Genomic DNA, 18,874 nt, shown 5'->3' with positions numbered 1-18,874 from the left:
GTATCTATAGTTAAATCATGCGACCGCACTTACTTTTAATCAAATGCAATCGCAATCTCAGCCTATAGAATCTGTGTTTTTACTCCCATAACCTTTGAACTGGATATGCATCAAAGACTGTATCTATACTTAACAAAGGCATCTTTTCAACTATTGCCTGAGCAATTAAAATTCGGTCAAAAGGGTCGCGGTGATGGCTTAGTAAAGCTTCTAAAGCATAGATATGAGTCAATTCAATAGGTAATATTTGTAAATTATTCACTCGCTGTTGAGTTTCGATAAAATTAGGAAGCGACGAGCTTAAATTTAGCTTACCAAGCTGAGATTTTATTTGTAATTCCCAAACAGTAGCTATGCTAACTACCCAAAAATTGTTAGTATCTATTAATAAGTTTTTAACTCTTTCAGATAGTTTTTCTGGATTTCCTGCTGACCAAATAATTACATGAGTGTCTAATAACAGTTTCATCCCTTACTTTCACCTAACCAAAATTCATCAGGTAAAGGATCATTAAAATCATCACTTATCCAAATCTTACCTTGGTTTAAACCTAGTACCCGTTTCTGTGGTGGTTGTTGGGGTTGAGCATATTTTTGTGCTAAAAAGTCAACAAAATCTAACACCTGTTGTTGCTGTTCGGGTGCTAGGGTTTGCACCTTTGCAATTAATTTTGAGGTGGAATCTAAAACTTGGTAAGTCATTTCACACTTTCCTGTTAAATGTCTGACTCTATGTTACTGTAGCTCCACAATTAACAGAATATCTAAATTCTACCATCATTCAATGCATTCCTTAAGAGACATGGCACCTTCCGTACTCAAATTATGCGATCGCTTTTACTCACTTTTGACTGCTATTCTTGCAACAATAGTAATTACAGCTATACTAACCAGCCTGCAACATCTACCTTGAACTTTAAAAAACTATGCTTACCCAAGATAAAAAACAACGCAACTGGAAACCCATTCTCAAAGCATTCGAGGTTGTCCTTGGCAAAAATGGTGTGGTGCAACGCCGCGAAGAACTCATTACTTATGAATGTGATGGTTTAACTGGCTATCGCCAACGTCCGGCTGTGGTGGTGTTACCCAGAACTACAGAACAAGTTGCCCAAGTTGTGAAGATATGCAATCAATATTCTATACCCTTCATCGCACGTGGCTCTGGTACTGGTCTATCTGGCGGCGCTTTACCATTAGAAGATTCTGTTTTAATTGTTACTTCCTTAATGCGGCAAATCCTCAGCATTGATTTAGAAAATCAACGGACTGTTGTACAACCAGGGGTGATTAATAGTTGGGTAACACAAGCTGTTAGTGGTGCTGGATTTTACTATGCTCCTGACCCTTCTAGTCAAATTATCTGCTCTATTGGGGGCAACATTGCCGAAAATTCTGGTGGCGTACATTGTCTTAAATACGGCGTTACTACTAACCACGTTTTAGGATTAAAAATTGTCACGCCAGAAGGGGAAATTATCGATATAGGTGGACAAATTCCAGAAATGCCTGGTTATGATTTAACAGGTGTTTTTGTTGGTTCTGAAGGTACATTAGGAATTGCCACAGAAATTACGTTGCGAATTCTCAAAAGTGCAGAATCAATTTGTGTGCTGTTGGCAGATTTTACTAGTATTGAAGCTGCCGGGGCAACTGTTTCTGACATCATCAGCGCCGGCATTATTCCTGGCGGTATGGAAATGATGGACAACTTCAGCATCAATGCAGTTGAAGATGTTGTCGCAACGAATTGTTATCCCCGCGATGCTACTGCGATTTTGCTAATAGAAATTGACGGTTTAGAAGTGGAAGTCGCAGGGAATAAGCAGCGAGTTACCGAAATCTGTAAAAAGAATGGGGCGCGGAATGTCACTTCTGCTACTGACCCAGAAACTCGTTTGAAATTATGGAAAGGACGCAAAGCTGCTTTTGCTGCGGCTGGACATTTAAGCCCAGATTATTATGTGCAAGATGGTGTAATTCCCCGGACTCAGTTACCTTATGTTTTACATGAAATTGAGGCGTTAAGTAAACAATACGGTTATCGTGTTGCTAATGTGTTTCATGCTGGCGATGGCAATCTTCATCCGCTAATTCTTTATGATAATTCTGTGTCTGGTGCATTAGAGCAAGTAGAAGAAATGGGTGGAAAAATTCTCAAACTTTGCGTCCAAGTCGGTGGTAGTATTTCTGGCGAACATGGCATCGGTGAAGAGAAAAAGTGCTATATGCCACAGATGTTTAGCCAAGTTGATTTAGAAACTATGCAATGGGTGCGGCAAGTTTTTAATCCTAAAGGGTTAGCAAATCCTGAAAAGATATTCCCCACACCACGGACTTGTGGTGAAGCAGCAAATACATCAGCACTCAAGCGATTTGAAGGTGTAGAAAGATTTTAAGAAGAAAGAATTCAGGAATCAAAATTCAGGAGTCAGGAGTCAATACAGGATAAAACCAAAACACTTGTAGAGACGGCGATTTATCGCATCTCAAAAACCCACGATTTTGTACAAGTAGCGCTTTGAATTGTATTGAGTTAGGAGTTAAGGAGTTTGGATTTAGAATTTATTAGGTTTTGGTATCGTCAAGTATATTCTTAACCAAAACTGGCTCCGTATTATTTCAAATATTCTGACTCCTGAGTTCTGACTTCTGAATTCTGAATCATCATTTCTTTACATCATCCGGAGGATTACAACTTTATTTTGTAGTTATATATATTCCGATCGCACTAGGTCACGCTTACAAATGAATCGGGTTGCTCGCCGTTATGTTGCTTACTTGCTGTGTTTGGGATTAGTAGTCACTTTAACAGTTTTTTTACCCTCTTCACTGCCAGTTTATTCCCAAAAAACCAGTCCTTTAACTACAGAAATTCGCGGCGTTTGGCTGACTAATGTTGCTAGTGGTGTACTATTTGTCCCTTGGGGTATTAACCGTGCCATAAATCAGTTATCGACTCTCAACTTTAATACGATTTATCCTGTAGTTTGGAACCGAGGACATACTTTTTATAAAAGTACTGTAGCTAAAATAACTACAGGATCAGAAACTCAACCTTTGCTTAACTTTATGCACGGTGGACAGGATGTTTTAGCAAAAATAATCACACTTGCCAAAAATAAAGATTTGAGAGTCATTCCCTGGTTTGAATACGGGTTCATGACGCCGCATTACTCACAATTAGCAAGGCGTTATCCTGACTGGTTGACAATTGGGCAAGAAGGTATAAACTCTATTCAAGATGCTCCACCAGAAGAAATCGACAATCTTTTAATAACTAAACAGGCTTGGCTAAACCCCTTACATCCACAAGTACAAGAGTTTATCCAAGGGTTAATTTTAGAAGTAGTCAGGGATTATGATGTGGATGGTATTCAACTTGATGACCATTTTGGGATGCCTGTACAGTTCGGCTACGATCGCTTCACTATAGAACTCTACCAGCAAGAACATCAAGGCAAAAGTCCCCCTACCGACCCTTTTAACCCAGAATGGATGCGGTGGCGGGCAGATAAAATTACCGATTTCATGGCTGAAATCTATCAAGCTGTCAAAGCAGTTAAGCCTAAAATAAAAATATCTCTGTCTCCCAATTATCAAGCTTTTGCTTATAAATACTATTTGCAAGATTGGGAAAATTGGGTAAAAAAAGGTTTAGTTCATGAGTTGATTTTGCAGGTGTATCGAAATGATAAAAAGTCTTTTATCGCTCAACTAGAACTTCCATCTATAAAATTGGCTCAAAGTCTAATTCCTGTAGGTATTGGGATATCAACAGGAACAGTAGGTAATCCGGTGAAAATGGCACAAGTTAGAGAACAGGTTCAGGTAGTGCGCGATCGCAATTTTGATGGTATCTCCTTTTTCTACTGGGAGAGTCTGTGGGGTTACATCGTACCGGAATCACCCCAACAGCGACGCAAAGGTTTTTTTGAGATGTTTAATGCAAAAACTGTCAGACTATTACAAACAAAGAAACTTTGATGCCATTCGCGCCTAATAATACTAGATTTGGCTTTACCTTGCTGTGGACTTTAGCTACTTTTGGCGGATTTTTATTGAGTTTACTCTTTATTGAAGTCGGCGAAAAGCCAGATATTGGGGTGGTAGAGGCGGCTATTGGCGGATTTGCGATCGCACTTCCTCAAGGTTGTCTTCTCAAACAACCTATATTTTGTATCAGGTGGATTTTGTCAAGTCTTTTGGGTTGGAGTATTATCACTGCGATCGGTATTGGTGCGGTGGGTTGGATTGTACCTAGCACTCAGATTCTTCCCGTGAGAATCTTGTCAGGGGCGGTTTATGGTGCCCTTGGCGGCTTGGGGATTGGATTGGCACAATGGTTAGCAATTCCCCAGCCTGTAGCTTGGCGATGGATATTTGTCTCTGCGGCAAGTTGGGCGGTTGCTGTCCCTGTGGGTTCTGCTGTGGGGATCATCTGGCGCTACTTAAGTCAGTTATTTTTAGGCGAAGTCATCGGCTTAGGCATCACTTGGCTGCTAGTTGGTATCCTCACAGGAATCAATGCTCATAAATTGCGATTGTAAGTTGCCACAGACGCAATTAATCGCATTTTTATTAAGAATTATAAACTTAATTGATATATATTTAGGTTTGCACTTAGATATATGCAACAATCTTAAAAAACTGTTAAAAATAAATTGCAGTAAATTTGCCCTCACCTGCAAATGTATTTTCAGCTTCAAAAAGCAGGATTTTGTTAAGCTGACTCCTATTAGCTTTCCTAGATTTCTGACAAGAAGTAGAGAAAGATCAAAATTTCGATGAGCAACGGCTGACAATACTTTGTTATAGGCGCTAAAGTGCATCTACTACAAGCTTAACGACAAGAGAGCGCCTAGAAGAGTCAGTAATACAAGAGTGGGACTCTCGCATGAATATAAATCCAGTGGAATCAACTATGGAGTTGACAAAATTATCACCACCTCAAATTCTTTTTGGCACAGAAGTAGATGAAAAAAGTAGTAGCGAACAGTTTCTACTAAGCATATACGATTCTGTACAGGCATCAATATTTGTAGTTGATGTTTTGGAGGATGGAGATTTCCGATATGTGGCACTTAATCCCACTCATGAACGGTGGATAGGGATTCGCTCAGACGATCTCCGGGGCAAAAAACCAGAGGACATTCTCTCTGCTATTGATGCTGCAAAGGTGCGTCAACATTACGTGGACTGCGTGCAATTTGGCACAACTATTTCTTACGAACAATGTTTGCAATTCCAGGGAGTTCCTACTTGGTGGAGTACGACTCTCACCCCACTAAAGGATGCTAACTCCAAGGTTTATCGATTGATTGGTACTAGTACTAATATTACCTCTGTGAAGCAAGCAGAGCAAGTAGTTGGACTCCAGGTTGAACGAGAGCAACTGCTAGAAGCGATCGCCGGACGGATTCACCAATTTGTAGAATTAGAGACAATTCTGCATCAAACTACAAAAGAACTGCGGCAATTTTTGAATTGCGATCGCGTGTTGATTTATCGCTTCGAGACTGATGGTAGTGGAATAATCATTGCCGAATCAACTGTAGCTGCTAGCGATCCCCTATTGGGCAAAAACATCACTGATCCCTGTTTCAGTGGCAAACATCTAGAACACTACAGACAAGGTTGCATTCAAGTTGTCGAAGATATTTATGCAGCCGGCTTGCATCCTTGCCATATAGATTTCCTGACATCTTTGCAGATCAGAGCCAATCTCGTCGTGCCGATTTTCCAAGAGCAAGATATGTGGGGGCTATTGATTGCCCAGCATTGCCACCAATCGCGTCAATGGCAACAAACAGAAACTGACTTGCTCAAACAGTTGGCAACTCAAATCGGCATTGCAGTCCAACAGGCAGAACTTCATCAGCAACTCCAGGATCTCAAAGCCAAGATGGAGTTACAAAAGCAGAAGCACATTAGTCAGTTGCAGCAGGTGCGAAACTTTGAAGCCTTGGTGCGACGTATGACAGAACAAATCCGCGACAGTCTGGATCAAACTCAGGTATTGCAGACACTTACCCAGGAATTAGCAAAATTACTAAACCTTGAGCGTTGCCAAATTGAACTCTACAGTACCTGTCAAACTCTAGTTACTATTGCTTACGAATACAGTATTAATTGGCCTCAGTGTCAAGGATTAACCAAACAGATTGCAGATTATCCTGAAGTTTATCAGCCGCTGTTGCAAAAACAACCATTGCAATTTTTGGAAATTTTACCGGGATGGGAACCAAAGTTGCTAGTTATGTCCCAGATGGCTTGTCCAATTTTCGATCCTCAAGGAATTTTAGGAAATATTTGGCTGACAAGACGATCGCAAGAGGCTTTTGACGAATTTGAAATTGAGCTAATGCAACAGGTAGCAAATGAATGTGCGATCGCCATTCGTCAAGCCCAGCTTTACAAACAAAACCAGGCACAGGTAAAAGAACTAGAAAAATGCGATCGGCTCAAAAACCAATTTCTCAGAACTTTATCCCAAGAACTGCGGACACCAATAACCAGCATTAGCCTTGCAGTCCAAACTCTTGAAAGTGTCCTCACACCAGCAGAAATATCAGAGATAGAAATAGTGCCGCAACTCTTGCAGATTCTGCATAACGAGTGTGGGCGAGAAAGCAAGTTAATTAACGACTTACTCACACTTACATATCTCGAAGCCGAACCCGATCCCCCAACCTTGATTGCCATTGACTTTCAAAGCTGGCTTCACCCCATTATCGAGTCTTTTCGAGACCTCACCATTTGCCAGCGACAGCAGTTAAACCTGACTGTCGATCGGGCGCTGCCGCCTTTGGAGACAGATATCACTGATTTGGAGCGGATTGTCACCGAACTGCTCAACCATGCCTGCAAGTACACCCCTGCCGGGGAAGCGATCGCAGTCTCTGCTCAGTTGATCGGGGATGCAGTCGAGCTTAATATTACCAATTCGGGAATAGAGCTTACCAGCAACGAACTCTCGCGGATTTTTGAACCTTTTTATCACCTTTCCAAACACGATCCTTGGAAACATAGCGGCACGGGGCTGGAATTGGCATTAGTGCAGAAAATGGTCAGACATTTAGGCGGCTCAATTTATGTAGAGAGTGCAGCAGGTCAAACCACCTTTACCGTCAAATTCCCCTTTTAATTCGTTTTTTGGGCATAGCACTGGCAAATCTGTTAGAAGTTTGCTATCATGGTTATTGGTGCGGGTGACTAGCTCAACGGTAGAGCAGTAGACTCTTAATCTATTGGTTGCGGGTTCAAATCCCTCGTCACCCACTACTTCCAGCCCTTCAAAATTTACCCTTGCCTAAATCTTGCCTAAATTGAGCAAGTATCATCGTCTGAAAGTATTTGTTTTCGGGGATAAAGACCACTAAAGTTTTGACTAATTTAACTAAAAACCCCTCTTGCCTTTTAGCAGTCCAGTTGACACAGTGAGCATGTCCATTGGACGCTTAAAATGTGACAAAAAGGGTTTAACTATCTAGATAAATTTGAAGGCTCACACGCCAGGGGCCGCTTGACCTTATTCCCGATTCCGGTGGTATTGCCTTGCCTTTAATATAGCAAGTGACAAAAAGGGAATTTTGACTTACTACTTACAAAACTCTTGGACTCACGGTTACGACATGGATTTAGTCTTAGAGGGCAAGCAGCTTTAGGTTGAGATGGAGTGGCGCATGGCAATTGAGGAATAGGAGCTTGACGGTAAAAGTCACATTCATAGATTGGTTTATTTTACAATTGCTGTTGCTGCAATCGATGCATTGTTAATTCGAGCTTTTGAATTGCTTCATTCAAATTCCTCTCGATCAGCAATTTTAAACAATGTCCAGTAATCTTCCCTTTTGTATGAGCAGATTTTAGTAATAAAGTCTGAACCTTTTTAAGCCAATTCAATTCTTCAATTAATTTTTCATTGGTATTATCAATATCGTATCTTTCGGTTATTGCCCAGCAGACATATTGCTGTTCTTCAAAAGCCATAGATAGAAATTTTTCTGTAAATTCATATGGTTTGATATATTTAAAAATGGGGATTTCATAGTAATTTGGCTCTAAGCCATCTCGATTTTGCCAATTACTAGGATGAATCATACTGCAAAATACATTTACATCTTTTTGCATAATGTTAAACAATTCTTGAGCATCATTGGGTCGATTTTCAAGTATTGCTGATTTTATGACTTGGTTAATGTAATCACAAAAAGATTGAAATTCTTGAGATTTATTTCCGTAAAAACTGAGTCTACCATAGTTTTCACATGAAACTCTAGATTGAGATATAATATCTAACGGTCTTGTCTCTTTTAAGTAGTCGATGTAACGCTTTGAATTATCTAAAATCTCTTCTTTAGGCTTATTGTATAATTTGGCATCAGAAAAATATAAAAAAAGCGCGGTAATATGTTGAATTACTCCAATATTAAAAATGGTTCTATTTCCATTTGTCTTAGCAAACTCTAATTCAAATTTTTCAAGATAAAAATCAAATTGGTTGTTAGTAAGCTTGTTAATGTAGTAAAGCCTAACCCAGTCAGGAGTATTTTCATCCTGGAAATATGGGCTAATTAAAAGTGATTGTTCCAGTTCTTTTGCATCCGAGATACCTTTATCAAAAAAAGTTTCCCACCATATTTTGTTAGGAAACGGATCATATATTTTTAAGAAAGGATACTTCTTAAGTATTTCCTGAAGCGGAGTTTTTTCACTGCTATCCTCATTTATGCTTGAATTTGCCAGTCTATAACTAATATTATTTCTATTGCTCACAAACATTTTTGCAGATTCTTGTAGTAAACTGCCGATATCCTTGGGAAACATTTTTCCCCGTCTAATTTCAATTGAAAAAACTATAAGTATTTTTAAAACATCCTGAAGAAGCTCTGACTTATTTCTTGCTTGTTTTGATAATACATTAAAAATTCTCTCAAAATCTAAAACAATTTGCTTTAAAATTCTTAGATTGTTGCATTGCGCTTTACAGTAGAAGTCTTGGATTAATAGTATTGTCAGACAAAAAGTGTCTGACATCTGCACTTTGGACTCCAGTAATAAACTTTTCTAATGCACCTTCAAAATCAAGAGCAATTTCCAAAGTTATTCCAATCACCTTTTCTTTAATATCTTTATAATTAGGAATTTTTTCTAATTCCACTTCATTAGCGACAATAATTACTTTTAAGTCTTGATGTTCAACAAAACTGTTTATATATCCCAATACATTGCTAAGGATGATATTGCATCGTTCTAGCTCATCAAAGATCAAAATATTTTTATCGAAATTTATAAGATAATTAGCTAGGCTAACATCTGTAAAGCTTGCGTTTAAAGTTCCCCTATCTTTCTTATCGCCATTAACATCTATTTTCGCTACATTTTTTAAGGCTTGTGTAGTAAAGTTACGAAATAGCGCCATAGATTTTGATGATAGAATGGGAATCGCTTGTTGTAAGAAAGCCTCTTCTATTTCCGAACAGCTAGTCATACCGTTAAGATTAACGTACAAGTATTTATGTCCATTGTTTGTTAGGTTTTCGCAGTACTTCTTGATAAACCATGTTTTACCAGATCCCCATTGTCCTTTGAGCAAAACAGCAAATCCAGGCTCAGAAAGTAAGCCACAGTAAAAGTTTAAGTACTCTTTGATATTGCTGTTGATTGACGCGTTATATTGTGTCATTTTGCTTACAAAATTACTAAAGCTTACATTCTCTCGTCCTCAATATTGGCATATATTGCTTGAACCAAGCATTTTGCTATCGATGAAAAGCATTCAGGGCAGGCATTTCACGGCAAAATGGGGTAATTGTTCACGAATTAGTGCAATACCGGACATCAGAAAGTTACTTGTGACGAAATGGAGATTATGTTTAGTCGTTATTACAAGCTGGAAGGAGAAAGCCCAGTTATCGCTGAATCTTTTATAGATTGGTGCTTGTGGATGGTATCAGCCGACACTAAAGTTATGGTCAACGAGATTAACGATGTCAACATTTCAACTGTTTTTCTTGAGGCCGACTTGACGAGCCTTACTCCCAACTCAATACGGTTCGGTTAAGGTTTTTTGATGAAAATCATCGATCGCCAAAGATGCGAGAAATCGCCGTCAAGACGAAAGACCGATTATTGTAGAGACGGCGATTCATCGCGTCTCTTGCCTTAACCGAATAATATTGACTCCCAACCAATCTCAAAGTACGCGCAGTAAGCTGGGAATGCTTTCGATCGCTGATAAATTCTGAATTTCTGCCAAAGCTTGCCTAAAATTGCCTTCGCGTACATCATGGGTGACAACCACAATCTCTGCTAGTTCCCCTTGAAAGCCAGTTTGGACAACTGACTCTAAGCTAACGCCATAGTTGCCAAAGCAAGTACCCAATTTACCGATAACTCCGGGTTGGTCATTGGTGAGGAAACGGGCGTAAAATCGAGTTATCAATTCTGCCATCGGCGCAATTTGGCAGTATTCTTGATGCCCACAAGTTAATAATGGATTTGTAACTGCTGTATTAGTTTTGAGGACAGCAACTAAATTCAAAATATCCGAAGTGACAGCACTAGCAGTTGCACCAGCACCAGCACCGGGGCCAAAAAACATTACTTGCCCGATGGGTTCTCCTTCGACAAGAATGGCATTGTAAACGCCGTTGATGCTAGCCAAAGGGTGGGCTTGAGGCACTAAGGTAGGATGAACTCTGACAGAGAGGGAAGATGAGGGAGTATCACGTTTAGCGATCGCTAACAATTTAATCACAAATCCCAATTTTTCGGCGTAGGCAATATCTGTTTTGCTCACTTGCCGAATGCCCTCAGTATAAACATCTTGTAAGTTGATGCGTCCACTAAAGCCTAATGATGCCAGGATGGCAATTTTATCAGCTGCGTCTAAGCCATCCACATCAGCAGTGGGATCAGCCTCAGCATAACCCAAACGTTGAGCATCAGCTAAGACATCATTAAAGTTGCTGCCTTCTGTTTGCATCCGCGTCAGGATGTAGTTTGTTGTACCGTTAACGATGCCTGTTACAGTATGAATTCGGTTAACACTTAAAGATTGCTTTAAAGGTTGAATCACTGGAATACCACCACCCACGGCGGCTTCTAACATCACGTATACGCCTGCTTGATTGGCAGTTGTGAAAATTTCTGCTCCGAAGCGGGCGATCGCTGCTTTATTGGCTGTGACTACATGCTTACCATTACTTAAAGCTTTGAGAATGAGCGATCGCGCCGGTTCCAATCCACCCATCACCTCGACAACTATATCTACCGCCGGATCGTTGACAATAGATTCTAAATCTGTTGTTATTACTTCCGTAGACAATTCTACTGCACGGGGTTTATCTAGCGATCGGACTCCCACCCGATAAATTTCTATCTCTTGCAACAATGGGTGACGCCCAGCACTATCTTGCAACAACTGCACTGTTCCCGTTCCCACGGTGCCTAATCCCAGTATTCCTAGTTTCACACCCATTTTGCACCCAATTTAACCAATAACAATTGTAGGTAGAGCGTTTGCCCTACCTACTGATTATCCTGCTTCCTTTGTCATTTGTCCTTCGTCCTTTGCTAATGACAAATGACTAATGACTAATGACTAATTTAGTATGTTTCTACGTGCCAGCGATGAGCTTTCTTAAGTTGCTTCTGGTAATCACTCCAGGTTACGCCTTCCTTGGCAGCAGCAGTAGTTAAGGCTGCATCAATACCTTCTTCCATACCTCGCAAACCGCAGATGTATGTGTGGGTTTTTTCATTTTTAATCAACTGCCACAATTCATCAGCATGTTCTGCTACGCGGTCTTGGATGTACATTCTACCGCCTTGAGGATTTTTTTGTTCGCGGCTAATGGCAGGAGTGAGGCGGAAGTTATCAGGATATTTTTGTTCGATTTCTTCCAGTTCTTCCTTATATAAAAGGTTTGGAGTTGTCGGCACACCAAATATTAGCCAAGAGAATCCTTTAAATTGGTATTCTGGGTTAGCTGCTCTTTCCGCATCTTTAAACTGACGCCACAGATAAGCTCGCATGGGGGCAATACCTGTTCCAGTTGCCATCATGATGACATTAGCATCAGGATCGTCGGGTAACAACATTTCCTTACCCACGGGCCCTGTAATTTTTACCTCTTCCCCTGGCTTGAGGAAACACAGGTGTGTGGAGCAAACACCGTAGACTGTTTCGCTAGTTTCCGGGTGCTTATATTCTAATTGGCGGACGCACAGTGATACTGTCTTATCATCCACATCATCGCCATGACGAGTTGAGGCGATGGAATAGAGTCTAAGTTTTTCTGGCTTGCCGTTCTTGTCTAATCCTGGTGGAATAATCCCAATACTTTGACCTTCTATATACTTCAAATCCCCGGCGGAAATGTCAAATTTCAGGTGTTGAACAATACCAATACCACCTTCTTTGACTAGTGGTTCATTAGATACTACCTTGCCAATGAACGGAGCATTGGGACGGTAAGTGTTAACAGGAACGTCACCGTGGTCTTTTTTGGCTTTCGCTTGAGTCATGGTGTTGCCTTTCTTGTCCTTGTTCTTGAGCTGTTCTTCAGCTGGTGGTTTAGCAAAACCTTTGGTTTCACTATCAGCTTTTACAGGTGTGGCTTTACCATTCCCTTCACTGTCAGCATTTTCCCCAGATGTCGCTAACTCGCTGACAACGCTATTAGCATTTCCAAGTGAGGCTTTACCATTAACTGGCTCTAGAGCAGTTACGGGTTGGATGCTAACAATTGTGCCGCCTAGACGAGTGATACGTCGCATTTCTTGATTCATGCGGTTGTAAGGCACTCTGATGAACACACTGCCACTTTTCCGAATTGGGTAGTTAGTTTGATCGGTTTCTTCACTCTGACGCAAACCCACTACTTCATAAAGGAAGATGCGGCTACCTAATTCTGTGTTGGCAGCACCCTCAACAGCACCTTGATTGTACATTCGTTCTACCACTCCGATAATTTACTTAACCGTTTTTCAAAAAAAAACTATTCCCCTACCTTGCCAGCTTTAGTTTACCGGATTTTCGTTTCACAAAACTGGCCCTGAAGGAAAAACGGCATCATTAAATTAATGCCTTGCTAAGTACACTCACCAAAGACATGCAGGCATAGCAAAAACACACCTGTTTACCTTCTAAGGTAAAGGATAAGTCTTGTGGAGAATGTTAATAATGAATCAATTTAATCTTTTTTTCGTTAACTACCACCCCCATCAGGGAGATAGCTTTTTACCTTAGTACCCTACGATCGACTCACAATAGTAGATATTCTCGGAGAGTTACTTCAATCGGTGGAAGCTACCGCTCGAAGTTATCCTCCACAAGCTTCCTTTGTGCTTGCTTACTCCAGGGGTTTAAATCGGAGAATGTCAAGAAAAGAAGGTTTTCTTCCAATTGGTTTTACTTCTCCAAATCTACTACTCTTCTGGAATGTTGTTAGCTATCTTCATTACCTATCTATGGACAATTACATAACTAGGACAACTCCAGCCACAAATATCACGAGATAGACAATCATAATTTCAGCAACTGTAATTAGTTTCACTTGATGTGAAAAATCTGTCAACCTTGCATCAGTACTTTGCCATAACCTCAACGCTTCTATATGATCATATTCATAAATTTACAGGCAATAATTTGGGTAATGCAAGTTATTTCCTCATTCGTTGGATAGATTTTTGCTTTGAATATATTAAGTATTGTCGAGCAGAAATTACAATTTAGGAACATTAGAAAATTTGCAGCAATTTTGCTGCAATAATAAATTATACCTTATACGCTTGATTCTATAGAGTCACAAGTAGCAGACAGATAAAGGTGCAACACTGATGGGCAGTAACGATCCCCATTTTTAAATTAACAACTAAATTAACAAAAAAATGATTGAGGAACCACGTTAATTCTTCTTGACAGCAATCTTGTATGGGATACCCCCTTCTGTTAAAATCAAATATATCACTAGGATTAAATACTTACCGGCACCAACATTCAGGCTAGTCCGACGAGTAGCAACTTAATTACTTTGTTGTCTACTTGCTTGGTGTCTTATAGATGTGCTAGGTAGCAAGAACGCAGGATAAACCAAAGGGGTAAACTCCTGGCTTCAGAATCTGCTGTGTGAAAAATTATTGACACAACTTTAGTATTTTAGAGGAGATTTATGACAAGTAAGCCGGAACGCGTGGTACTGATTGGAGTAGCCGGAGACTCTGGTTGCGGTAAATCTACGTTTTTGCGTCGTTTGATCGATTTGTTTGGTGAAGAGTTAATGACAGTTATCTGCTTGGATGACTATCATTCCCTAGATCGCAAACAGCGTAAAGAAACGGGGATAACGGCACTAGACCCCAGAGCAAACAATTTTGACCTGATGTATGAGCAAATTAAAGCGCTCAAAAGTGGTCAAGCGATTGATAAGCCGATTTACAACCACGAAACCGGCTTGATCGATCCGCCAGAGCGGATAGAGCCGAATCATATTATAGTTGTTGAAGGGCTGCATCCTTTATATGATGAGCGGGTGCGATCGCTAATCGACTTCAGTGTTTATTTTGACATTAGCGATGAGGTCAAAATTGCCTGGAAAATCCAGCGAGATATGGCTGAACGCGGTCATCGCTACGAAGATGTGTTAGCACAAATTAATTCTCGCAAACCTGACTTTGATAAATTTATCGAACCACAAAGAGAATTTGCTGATGTGGTTCTTCAGGTATTGCCCACAAACTTGATCAAAAATGATACCGAACGTAGAGTCTTACGGGTACGTATGCTCCAGCGGGAAGGTAAGGAAGGCTTCGATCCAACTTACTTATTTGATGAAGGATCAACAATCAATTGGACTCCCTGTGGACGCAAGCTGACCTGTTCTTATCCTGGTATGCAACTGTACTACGGTTCAGATGTTTACTACGGTCGCTATGTCTCAGTACTAGAGGTGGATGGTCAATTTGACAATTTGGAAGAAGTCATTTATATCGAAACCCATCTCAGCAATACATCCACAAAATATCAGGGTGAATTGACTCACTTGTTACTCCAGCACCGCGAGTATCCAGGTTCCAATAATGGAACTGGTTTCTTCCAAGTGCTTACAGGTTTGAAGATGCGTGCTGCTTATGAGCGGTTGACAGCTACAGAAGCAAAGTTAGCGATTCAGGTTTAAAGCAGCAGTGTTTGTGTCAAAGCTTGTGGGGCGCTTTCGAGTGCTCCTTTTTTTGTGTTATTAAATACATTTTAGCTACAAAATAATTAGCATACATTTATCTTACTTACGGATATTTACCTTATAGTTACTGGTTTTTATCAATATCAAGAAGATACTAACGACTGAAGTATAAATATTGTTATGATTTCAGAAATTAGTAGTTGAACTAAATACTCACATTTAGTCAACGAAAAAACTCTTGATGGAGGAATTTCTTTTGTCTCGTCGATATTTATTTACCTCTGAGTCAGTCACCGAAGGTCATCCAGATAAAATCTGCGATCAGATTTCTGATACTATTCTGGATGCCCTATTGACACAAGATCCGAGCAGTCGTGTCGCCGCTGAAGTCGTAGTTAATACTGGTTTGGTGCTAATCACTGGTGAAATAACCACCAAAGCTAATGTAAATTTCGTCAATCTCGCCCGAAAAAAAATTGCTGAAATTGGTTATACCAATGCTGACAATGGTTTTTCTGCTAACAGTACCAGCGTTCTGCTGGCTTTAGACGAACAATCACCCGATATTGCCCAAGGCGTTAACACCGCCCAAGAAACCCGCGAACAAGATAGTGATGAACAATTCGATAAAATTGGTGCGGGCGATCAAGGTATAATGTTTGGTTTTGCCAGCAACGAAACACCAGAACTGACACCTTTACCCATCAGTCTCGCCCACCGCATTGCTCGCCGATTGGCAGCAGTCCGTAAAACAGGTGAACTGTCATACCTGCGTCCTGATGGCAAAACCCAAGTAACTGTAGTCTACGAAGATGGACGCCCAGTAGGTATTGATACGATTCTAATTTCCACTCAGCATACAGCTAGTATTGGGGAAATTACGGATGAGGCGGCGGTACAAGCCAAAATTAAACAAGACCTCTGGTCAGCAGTGGTTGAACCTGTTTTTGGCGACATTGACGTTAAACCCAATCAGGAAACACGTTTTTTAGTCAACCCCACTGGCAAATTTGTCGTTGGTGGTCCTCAAGGAGACTCTGGTCTGACAGGACGAAAAATAATCGTTGATACCTACGGTGGCTATTCACGACATGGTGGTGGCGCTTTTTCTGGCAAAGACCCCACGAAGGTAGACCGTTCTGCTGCTTATGCGGCTCGTTATGTAGCGAAAAATATTGTCGCTGCTGGGTTAGCAGAAAAAGTTGAAATCCAGCTATCTTATGCTATAGGTGTAGCGCGGCCTACAAGCATTCTAGTGGATACTTTTGGTACTGGCAAAGTGGATGAAGAAACCTTACTGGAATTAATCAACAAGCACTTTGAACTCCGTCCAGCAGGGATTATCCATACCTTCAACTTACGGAACTTACCAAGTGAACGAGGCGGACGTTTTTATCAGGACGTCGCGGCTTACGGTCATTTTGGGCGGGCTGATTTAGACTTGCCTTGGGAACAGACCGATAAAGCCGAATTGTTGAAGCAAGCAGCAAATGAGTCACTTTCGGCAGCAGTTGCTCAGGCAGTAACTTAGACTTATAAGCTACTACAAAAACTTAGTTTATCTACGTGAGGGTATTGGCAACTTAACAAGTTAGCAATACCCTCATTTTTTGCTAGCCACCTGAATATCCACAAATATAGCAAGGGACTGGGGACTGGGGACTGGGGACTGGGTGAAAAGCCTTTTTGTGTCTAAGTTTTATCGTCTGTTGATGTCCTAACCACCAAGACTTGTGCTATAATATCGTGTCTGGTAAAAGACTTATCATTAAGACTGCAAGGGGGCAGGGAGCAGGGAGCAGAGGAGGTTCAGGTGCAGAGGAGAGGGGCTTTTGGGCTTTCTGCATATATTCGGGAAGCAAAACTAATTAGGCGGACATGATATAAAACTACTACTTTGTTAAGCTAAATGCCCCGACAGCAGATTCATCTGTTGCAAAGATTTTCGTTAATGGTATTACGGATCGATGATGGCTTTTGGTTGCAAAGATACAGATTGCCCATTAACTGACAATGCTGTAGCTTCTAAAATCTGACCGTAACGATTGCGAGTGCCGAATCCTTTGGCTTGAATTGTGTTTTTGATGTTTGCCATACTGGTTAGCTGTTCGCCTACATGGGGCGGGAACTTGACAATAGTGGCATTAGAAATAATAACGCCGTTAATTTCTCCTCGATGTCCCACCAACCAATTCTGAGCAGTTCCCTGTGCAGATAAGGTACTGTAGTTGCTCAAGCTGGGTGGTTGGGGGGCGATTGTGGGAGGTTGTTCGACTAAAGTCTGTCCAGTTTGAGAATTGGTAATGCTTTTGGCTCTTACTTCCTGTCCAAAGCGAGTGGAAAAGCCAGGATCGCCAAAAATGCTCACTTTCGTGTTTGGGGTAATTATCCGCACCAAACTGTCCGCCATCTGGGGAGGAAATTTCACCTGTAGCCCGTTATTAAGTAATAGCCCATCCACCTTACCTTCAGGGTTGAGAAGATACTGTTTTACCTCTCCATTGAAAGTGGTTCCGGCTGTGGAGGGTAATTCTGGTGGGGGTGCTGGGGGAATATCTAGAGGATTAGCATTGGCTAAATTGGCACTTGGGAGATTAGCTTCTAGCGATCGCCCGCTTGGTGTAGCATTACTAGCAACAGTATTGTACGTCCAAAAACCGAAAAGTGCGATCGCTGCTCCGATGCCGCCACTAGTTAAAATTAACTTTAACTTGCGTTGGCGATCGCGCTCTCGGATTTGCTTGGCTTGAATCTGTTGTATTGCTTGTTGAATCATCTCTGGAGGAATTTGTACTTCTGCTCCAGCCTGCATAATTTCTTCTAAAGAATAATCCTGATTTTCTTGGGCATACAACTGGGCCGCTTGAGCGAAAACATCGGCAGCAATTTCTTTTGGAATGCGAACTTTAGAGTTATTCATCTGCTTTAATTCAATTTAATTGCTAACTATAACTGTAAGAGTGCAAAACTCGTGCCATAGATACAAGGATTATTGGTTGTATCAGAACATTTTTAGAACTATGCGCCAGAGAAGGCTGGGCTGCATTCCCCGATAAACTTAAGCAACAACTGCGAAAAATTGAAGCAGAAAATAGGGGATTGAGAGAGCATTTAGAAACAATCCACGGACGGCAAAGAGCGCTGGTAGACGAAAACGAAGTGCAACGCCGAGAAATTGACCGATTAACAAAATTACTCTCTAAGGCTGAGGCAGAACTTGAAAATTTTAAGCAGCAGACAAATTCCTCACAACATCGTTCTGATAACAACAACCATAGAGGAACACTGCTAAATCTTCATGATGCTCTGCTATAACCTCCAGCAGCAATGCTCTGGAGGTGAAGTCTATGATTAGATGGTCAGTCTGGCAGCATACTAAGTAAAGTCTCTAGTCCTCGCTTAATAATTATTTTGTCTTTTTCATTGCGAGTAACTTTGTCATCATGCAGAATTTCTTTAACCAAGCTTTGAATTTCTTCTTTAGAGAATCCTTTCACTAAAATATTTCTTTCAAACATTGTTTCTATAATGTCTGCGCGAGTAACTTCTCCTGCCTCAGCAATTTCACCCATTTTGTTCCATGTAGAATCAGTTAGCCTTAAACTTCTTACCTCTCTTGGCTCATTGGATTTTTGAGTGAACTGTCCATGTTTATCTCTTTTTCTCATCATGTTGTTTTAAACTTT

15 protein-coding genes and 1 tRNA gene are annotated in these 18,874 nt (G+C 40.8%); 8 read left to right on the top strand and 8 right to left on the bottom strand.

Features of this window, described 5'->3' with window-relative positions; all coding sequences use genetic code 11:
* Positions 1–79 precede the first annotated feature (79 nt).
* Complete coding sequence (locus RMX89_RS05235) at positions 80–469, bottom strand: type II toxin-antitoxin system VapC family toxin (protein ID WP_322688178.1); 390 nt, start codon at positions 467–469, stop codon at positions 80–82.
* On the bottom strand, positions 466–702 hold the full coding sequence (locus RMX89_RS05230) for a DUF2281 domain-containing protein (RefSeq protein WP_322682585.1): 237 nt from the start codon (positions 700–702) through the stop codon (positions 466–468). Before RMX89_RS05230 ends, RMX89_RS05235 begins: the two co-directional genes overlap by 4 nt.
* A 224-nt stretch (positions 703–926) precedes the next feature.
* On the opposite strand from RMX89_RS05230, the gene glcD reads away from it, so the two are divergent.
* The 5 genes from glcD to RMX89_RS05205 all read left to right on the top strand — a co-directional run bounded on the left by glcD (position 927) and on the right by RMX89_RS05205 (position 7,281).
* On the top strand, positions 927–2,399 hold the full coding sequence (glcD, locus tag RMX89_RS05225) for a glycolate oxidase subunit GlcD (RefSeq protein ID WP_322688177.1): 1,473 nt from the start codon (positions 927–929) through the stop codon (positions 2,397–2,399).
* A gap of 349 nt (positions 2,400–2,748) precedes the next feature.
* Positions 2,749–3,987, top strand: coding sequence for a glycoside hydrolase family 10 protein (locus RMX89_RS05220; RefSeq protein ID WP_322688176.1), 1,239 nt, complete (start codon positions 2,749–2,751; stop codon positions 3,985–3,987).
* Positions 3,987–4,550: a hypothetical protein gene (locus RMX89_RS05215; protein WP_322688175.1), complete on the top strand. Its 564-nt coding sequence runs from the start codon at positions 3,987–3,989 to the stop codon at positions 4,548–4,550. Before RMX89_RS05220 ends, RMX89_RS05215 begins: the two co-directional genes overlap by 1 nt.
* A gap of 347 nt (positions 4,551–4,897) precedes the next feature.
* The gene (locus RMX89_RS05210) at positions 4,898–7,147 is read left to right on the top strand and encodes a GAF domain-containing protein (RefSeq protein ID WP_322688174.1); all 2,250 of its coding nucleotides are present in this window, start codon (positions 4,898–4,900) and stop codon (positions 7,145–7,147) included.
* A 62-nt stretch (positions 7,148–7,209) separates the two neighbouring features.
* A tRNA-Lys gene (locus RMX89_RS05205) sits at positions 7,210–7,281 on the top strand.
* 462 nt (positions 7,282–7,743) lie between these two features.
* Here the strand turns inward: RMX89_RS05205 and RMX89_RS05200 are convergent.
* The 4 genes from RMX89_RS05200 to petH form a co-directional block, all read right to left on the bottom strand.
* The gene (locus RMX89_RS05200; RefSeq protein WP_322688173.1) at positions 7,744–9,039 is read right to left on the bottom strand and encodes a hypothetical protein; all 1,296 of its coding nucleotides are present in this window, start codon (positions 9,037–9,039) and stop codon (positions 7,744–7,746) included.
* A complete protein-coding gene (locus RMX89_RS05195) occupies positions 8,987–9,688 on the bottom strand; it encodes a P-loop NTPase fold protein (protein WP_322688172.1) in 702 nt (233 codons plus the stop codon). Before RMX89_RS05195 ends, RMX89_RS05200 begins: the two co-directional genes overlap by 53 nt.
* Before the next feature lie 510 nt (positions 9,689–10,198).
* Positions 10,199–11,485 (bottom strand): homoserine dehydrogenase, encoded by a 1,287-nt coding sequence (locus RMX89_RS05190; protein WP_322688171.1) that lies wholly within the window; start codon positions 11,483–11,485, stop codon positions 10,199–10,201.
* 128 nt (positions 11,486–11,613) lie between these two features.
* The gene (gene petH / locus RMX89_RS05185) at positions 11,614–12,960 is read right to left on the bottom strand and encodes a ferredoxin--NADP reductase (RefSeq protein WP_322682608.1); all 1,347 of its coding nucleotides are present in this window, start codon (positions 12,958–12,960) and stop codon (positions 11,614–11,616) included.
* Positions 12,961–14,180: 1,220 nt separating this feature from the next.
* Between petH and RMX89_RS05180 the strand changes: the two genes are divergently transcribed.
* Both RMX89_RS05180 and metK read left to right on the top strand, forming a co-directional pair.
* Positions 14,181–15,185 (top strand): phosphoribulokinase, encoded by a 1,005-nt coding sequence (locus RMX89_RS05180; RefSeq protein WP_322675356.1) that lies wholly within the window; start codon positions 14,181–14,183, stop codon positions 15,183–15,185.
* A 259-nt stretch (positions 15,186–15,444) separates the two neighbouring features.
* Positions 15,445–16,719 carry a methionine adenosyltransferase gene (gene metK, locus RMX89_RS05175; RefSeq protein ID WP_322688170.1) on the top strand — a complete coding sequence of 425 codons (1,275 nt, stop codon included), beginning with the start codon at positions 15,445–15,447 and terminating at the stop codon, positions 16,717–16,719.
* 426 nt (positions 16,720–17,145) lie between these two features.
* On the opposite strand, the gene RMX89_RS05170 is transcribed toward metK, so the two are convergent.
* Positions 17,146–18,108 (bottom strand): hypothetical protein, encoded by a 963-nt coding sequence (locus RMX89_RS05170; protein ID WP_322688169.1) that lies wholly within the window; start codon positions 18,106–18,108, stop codon positions 17,146–17,148.
* Between the two features lie 179 nt (positions 18,109–18,287).
* Between RMX89_RS05170 and RMX89_RS05165 the strand changes: the two genes are divergently transcribed.
* Complete coding sequence (locus RMX89_RS05165; RefSeq protein WP_322688168.1) at positions 18,288–18,503, top strand: hypothetical protein; 216 nt, start codon at positions 18,288–18,290, stop codon at positions 18,501–18,503.
* A 44-nt stretch (positions 18,504–18,547) separates the two neighbouring features.
* On the opposite strand, the gene RMX89_RS05160 is transcribed toward RMX89_RS05165, so the two are convergent.
* Positions 18,548–18,859 (bottom strand): hypothetical protein, encoded by a 312-nt coding sequence (locus RMX89_RS05160; protein WP_322688167.1) that lies wholly within the window; start codon positions 18,857–18,859, stop codon positions 18,548–18,550.
* Between the last annotated feature and the right edge of the window lie 15 nt (positions 18,860–18,874).

Origin of the sequence: Nostoc sp. DedSLP04, from assembly GCF_034530775.1 — a bacterium.
GTDB lineage: Bacteria > Cyanobacteriota > Cyanobacteriia > Cyanobacteriales > Nostocaceae > Nostoc.
The sequence above is the reverse complement of the archived record's forward strand: the minus strand, read 5'-3'. Positions and strand labels throughout refer to the sequence as shown.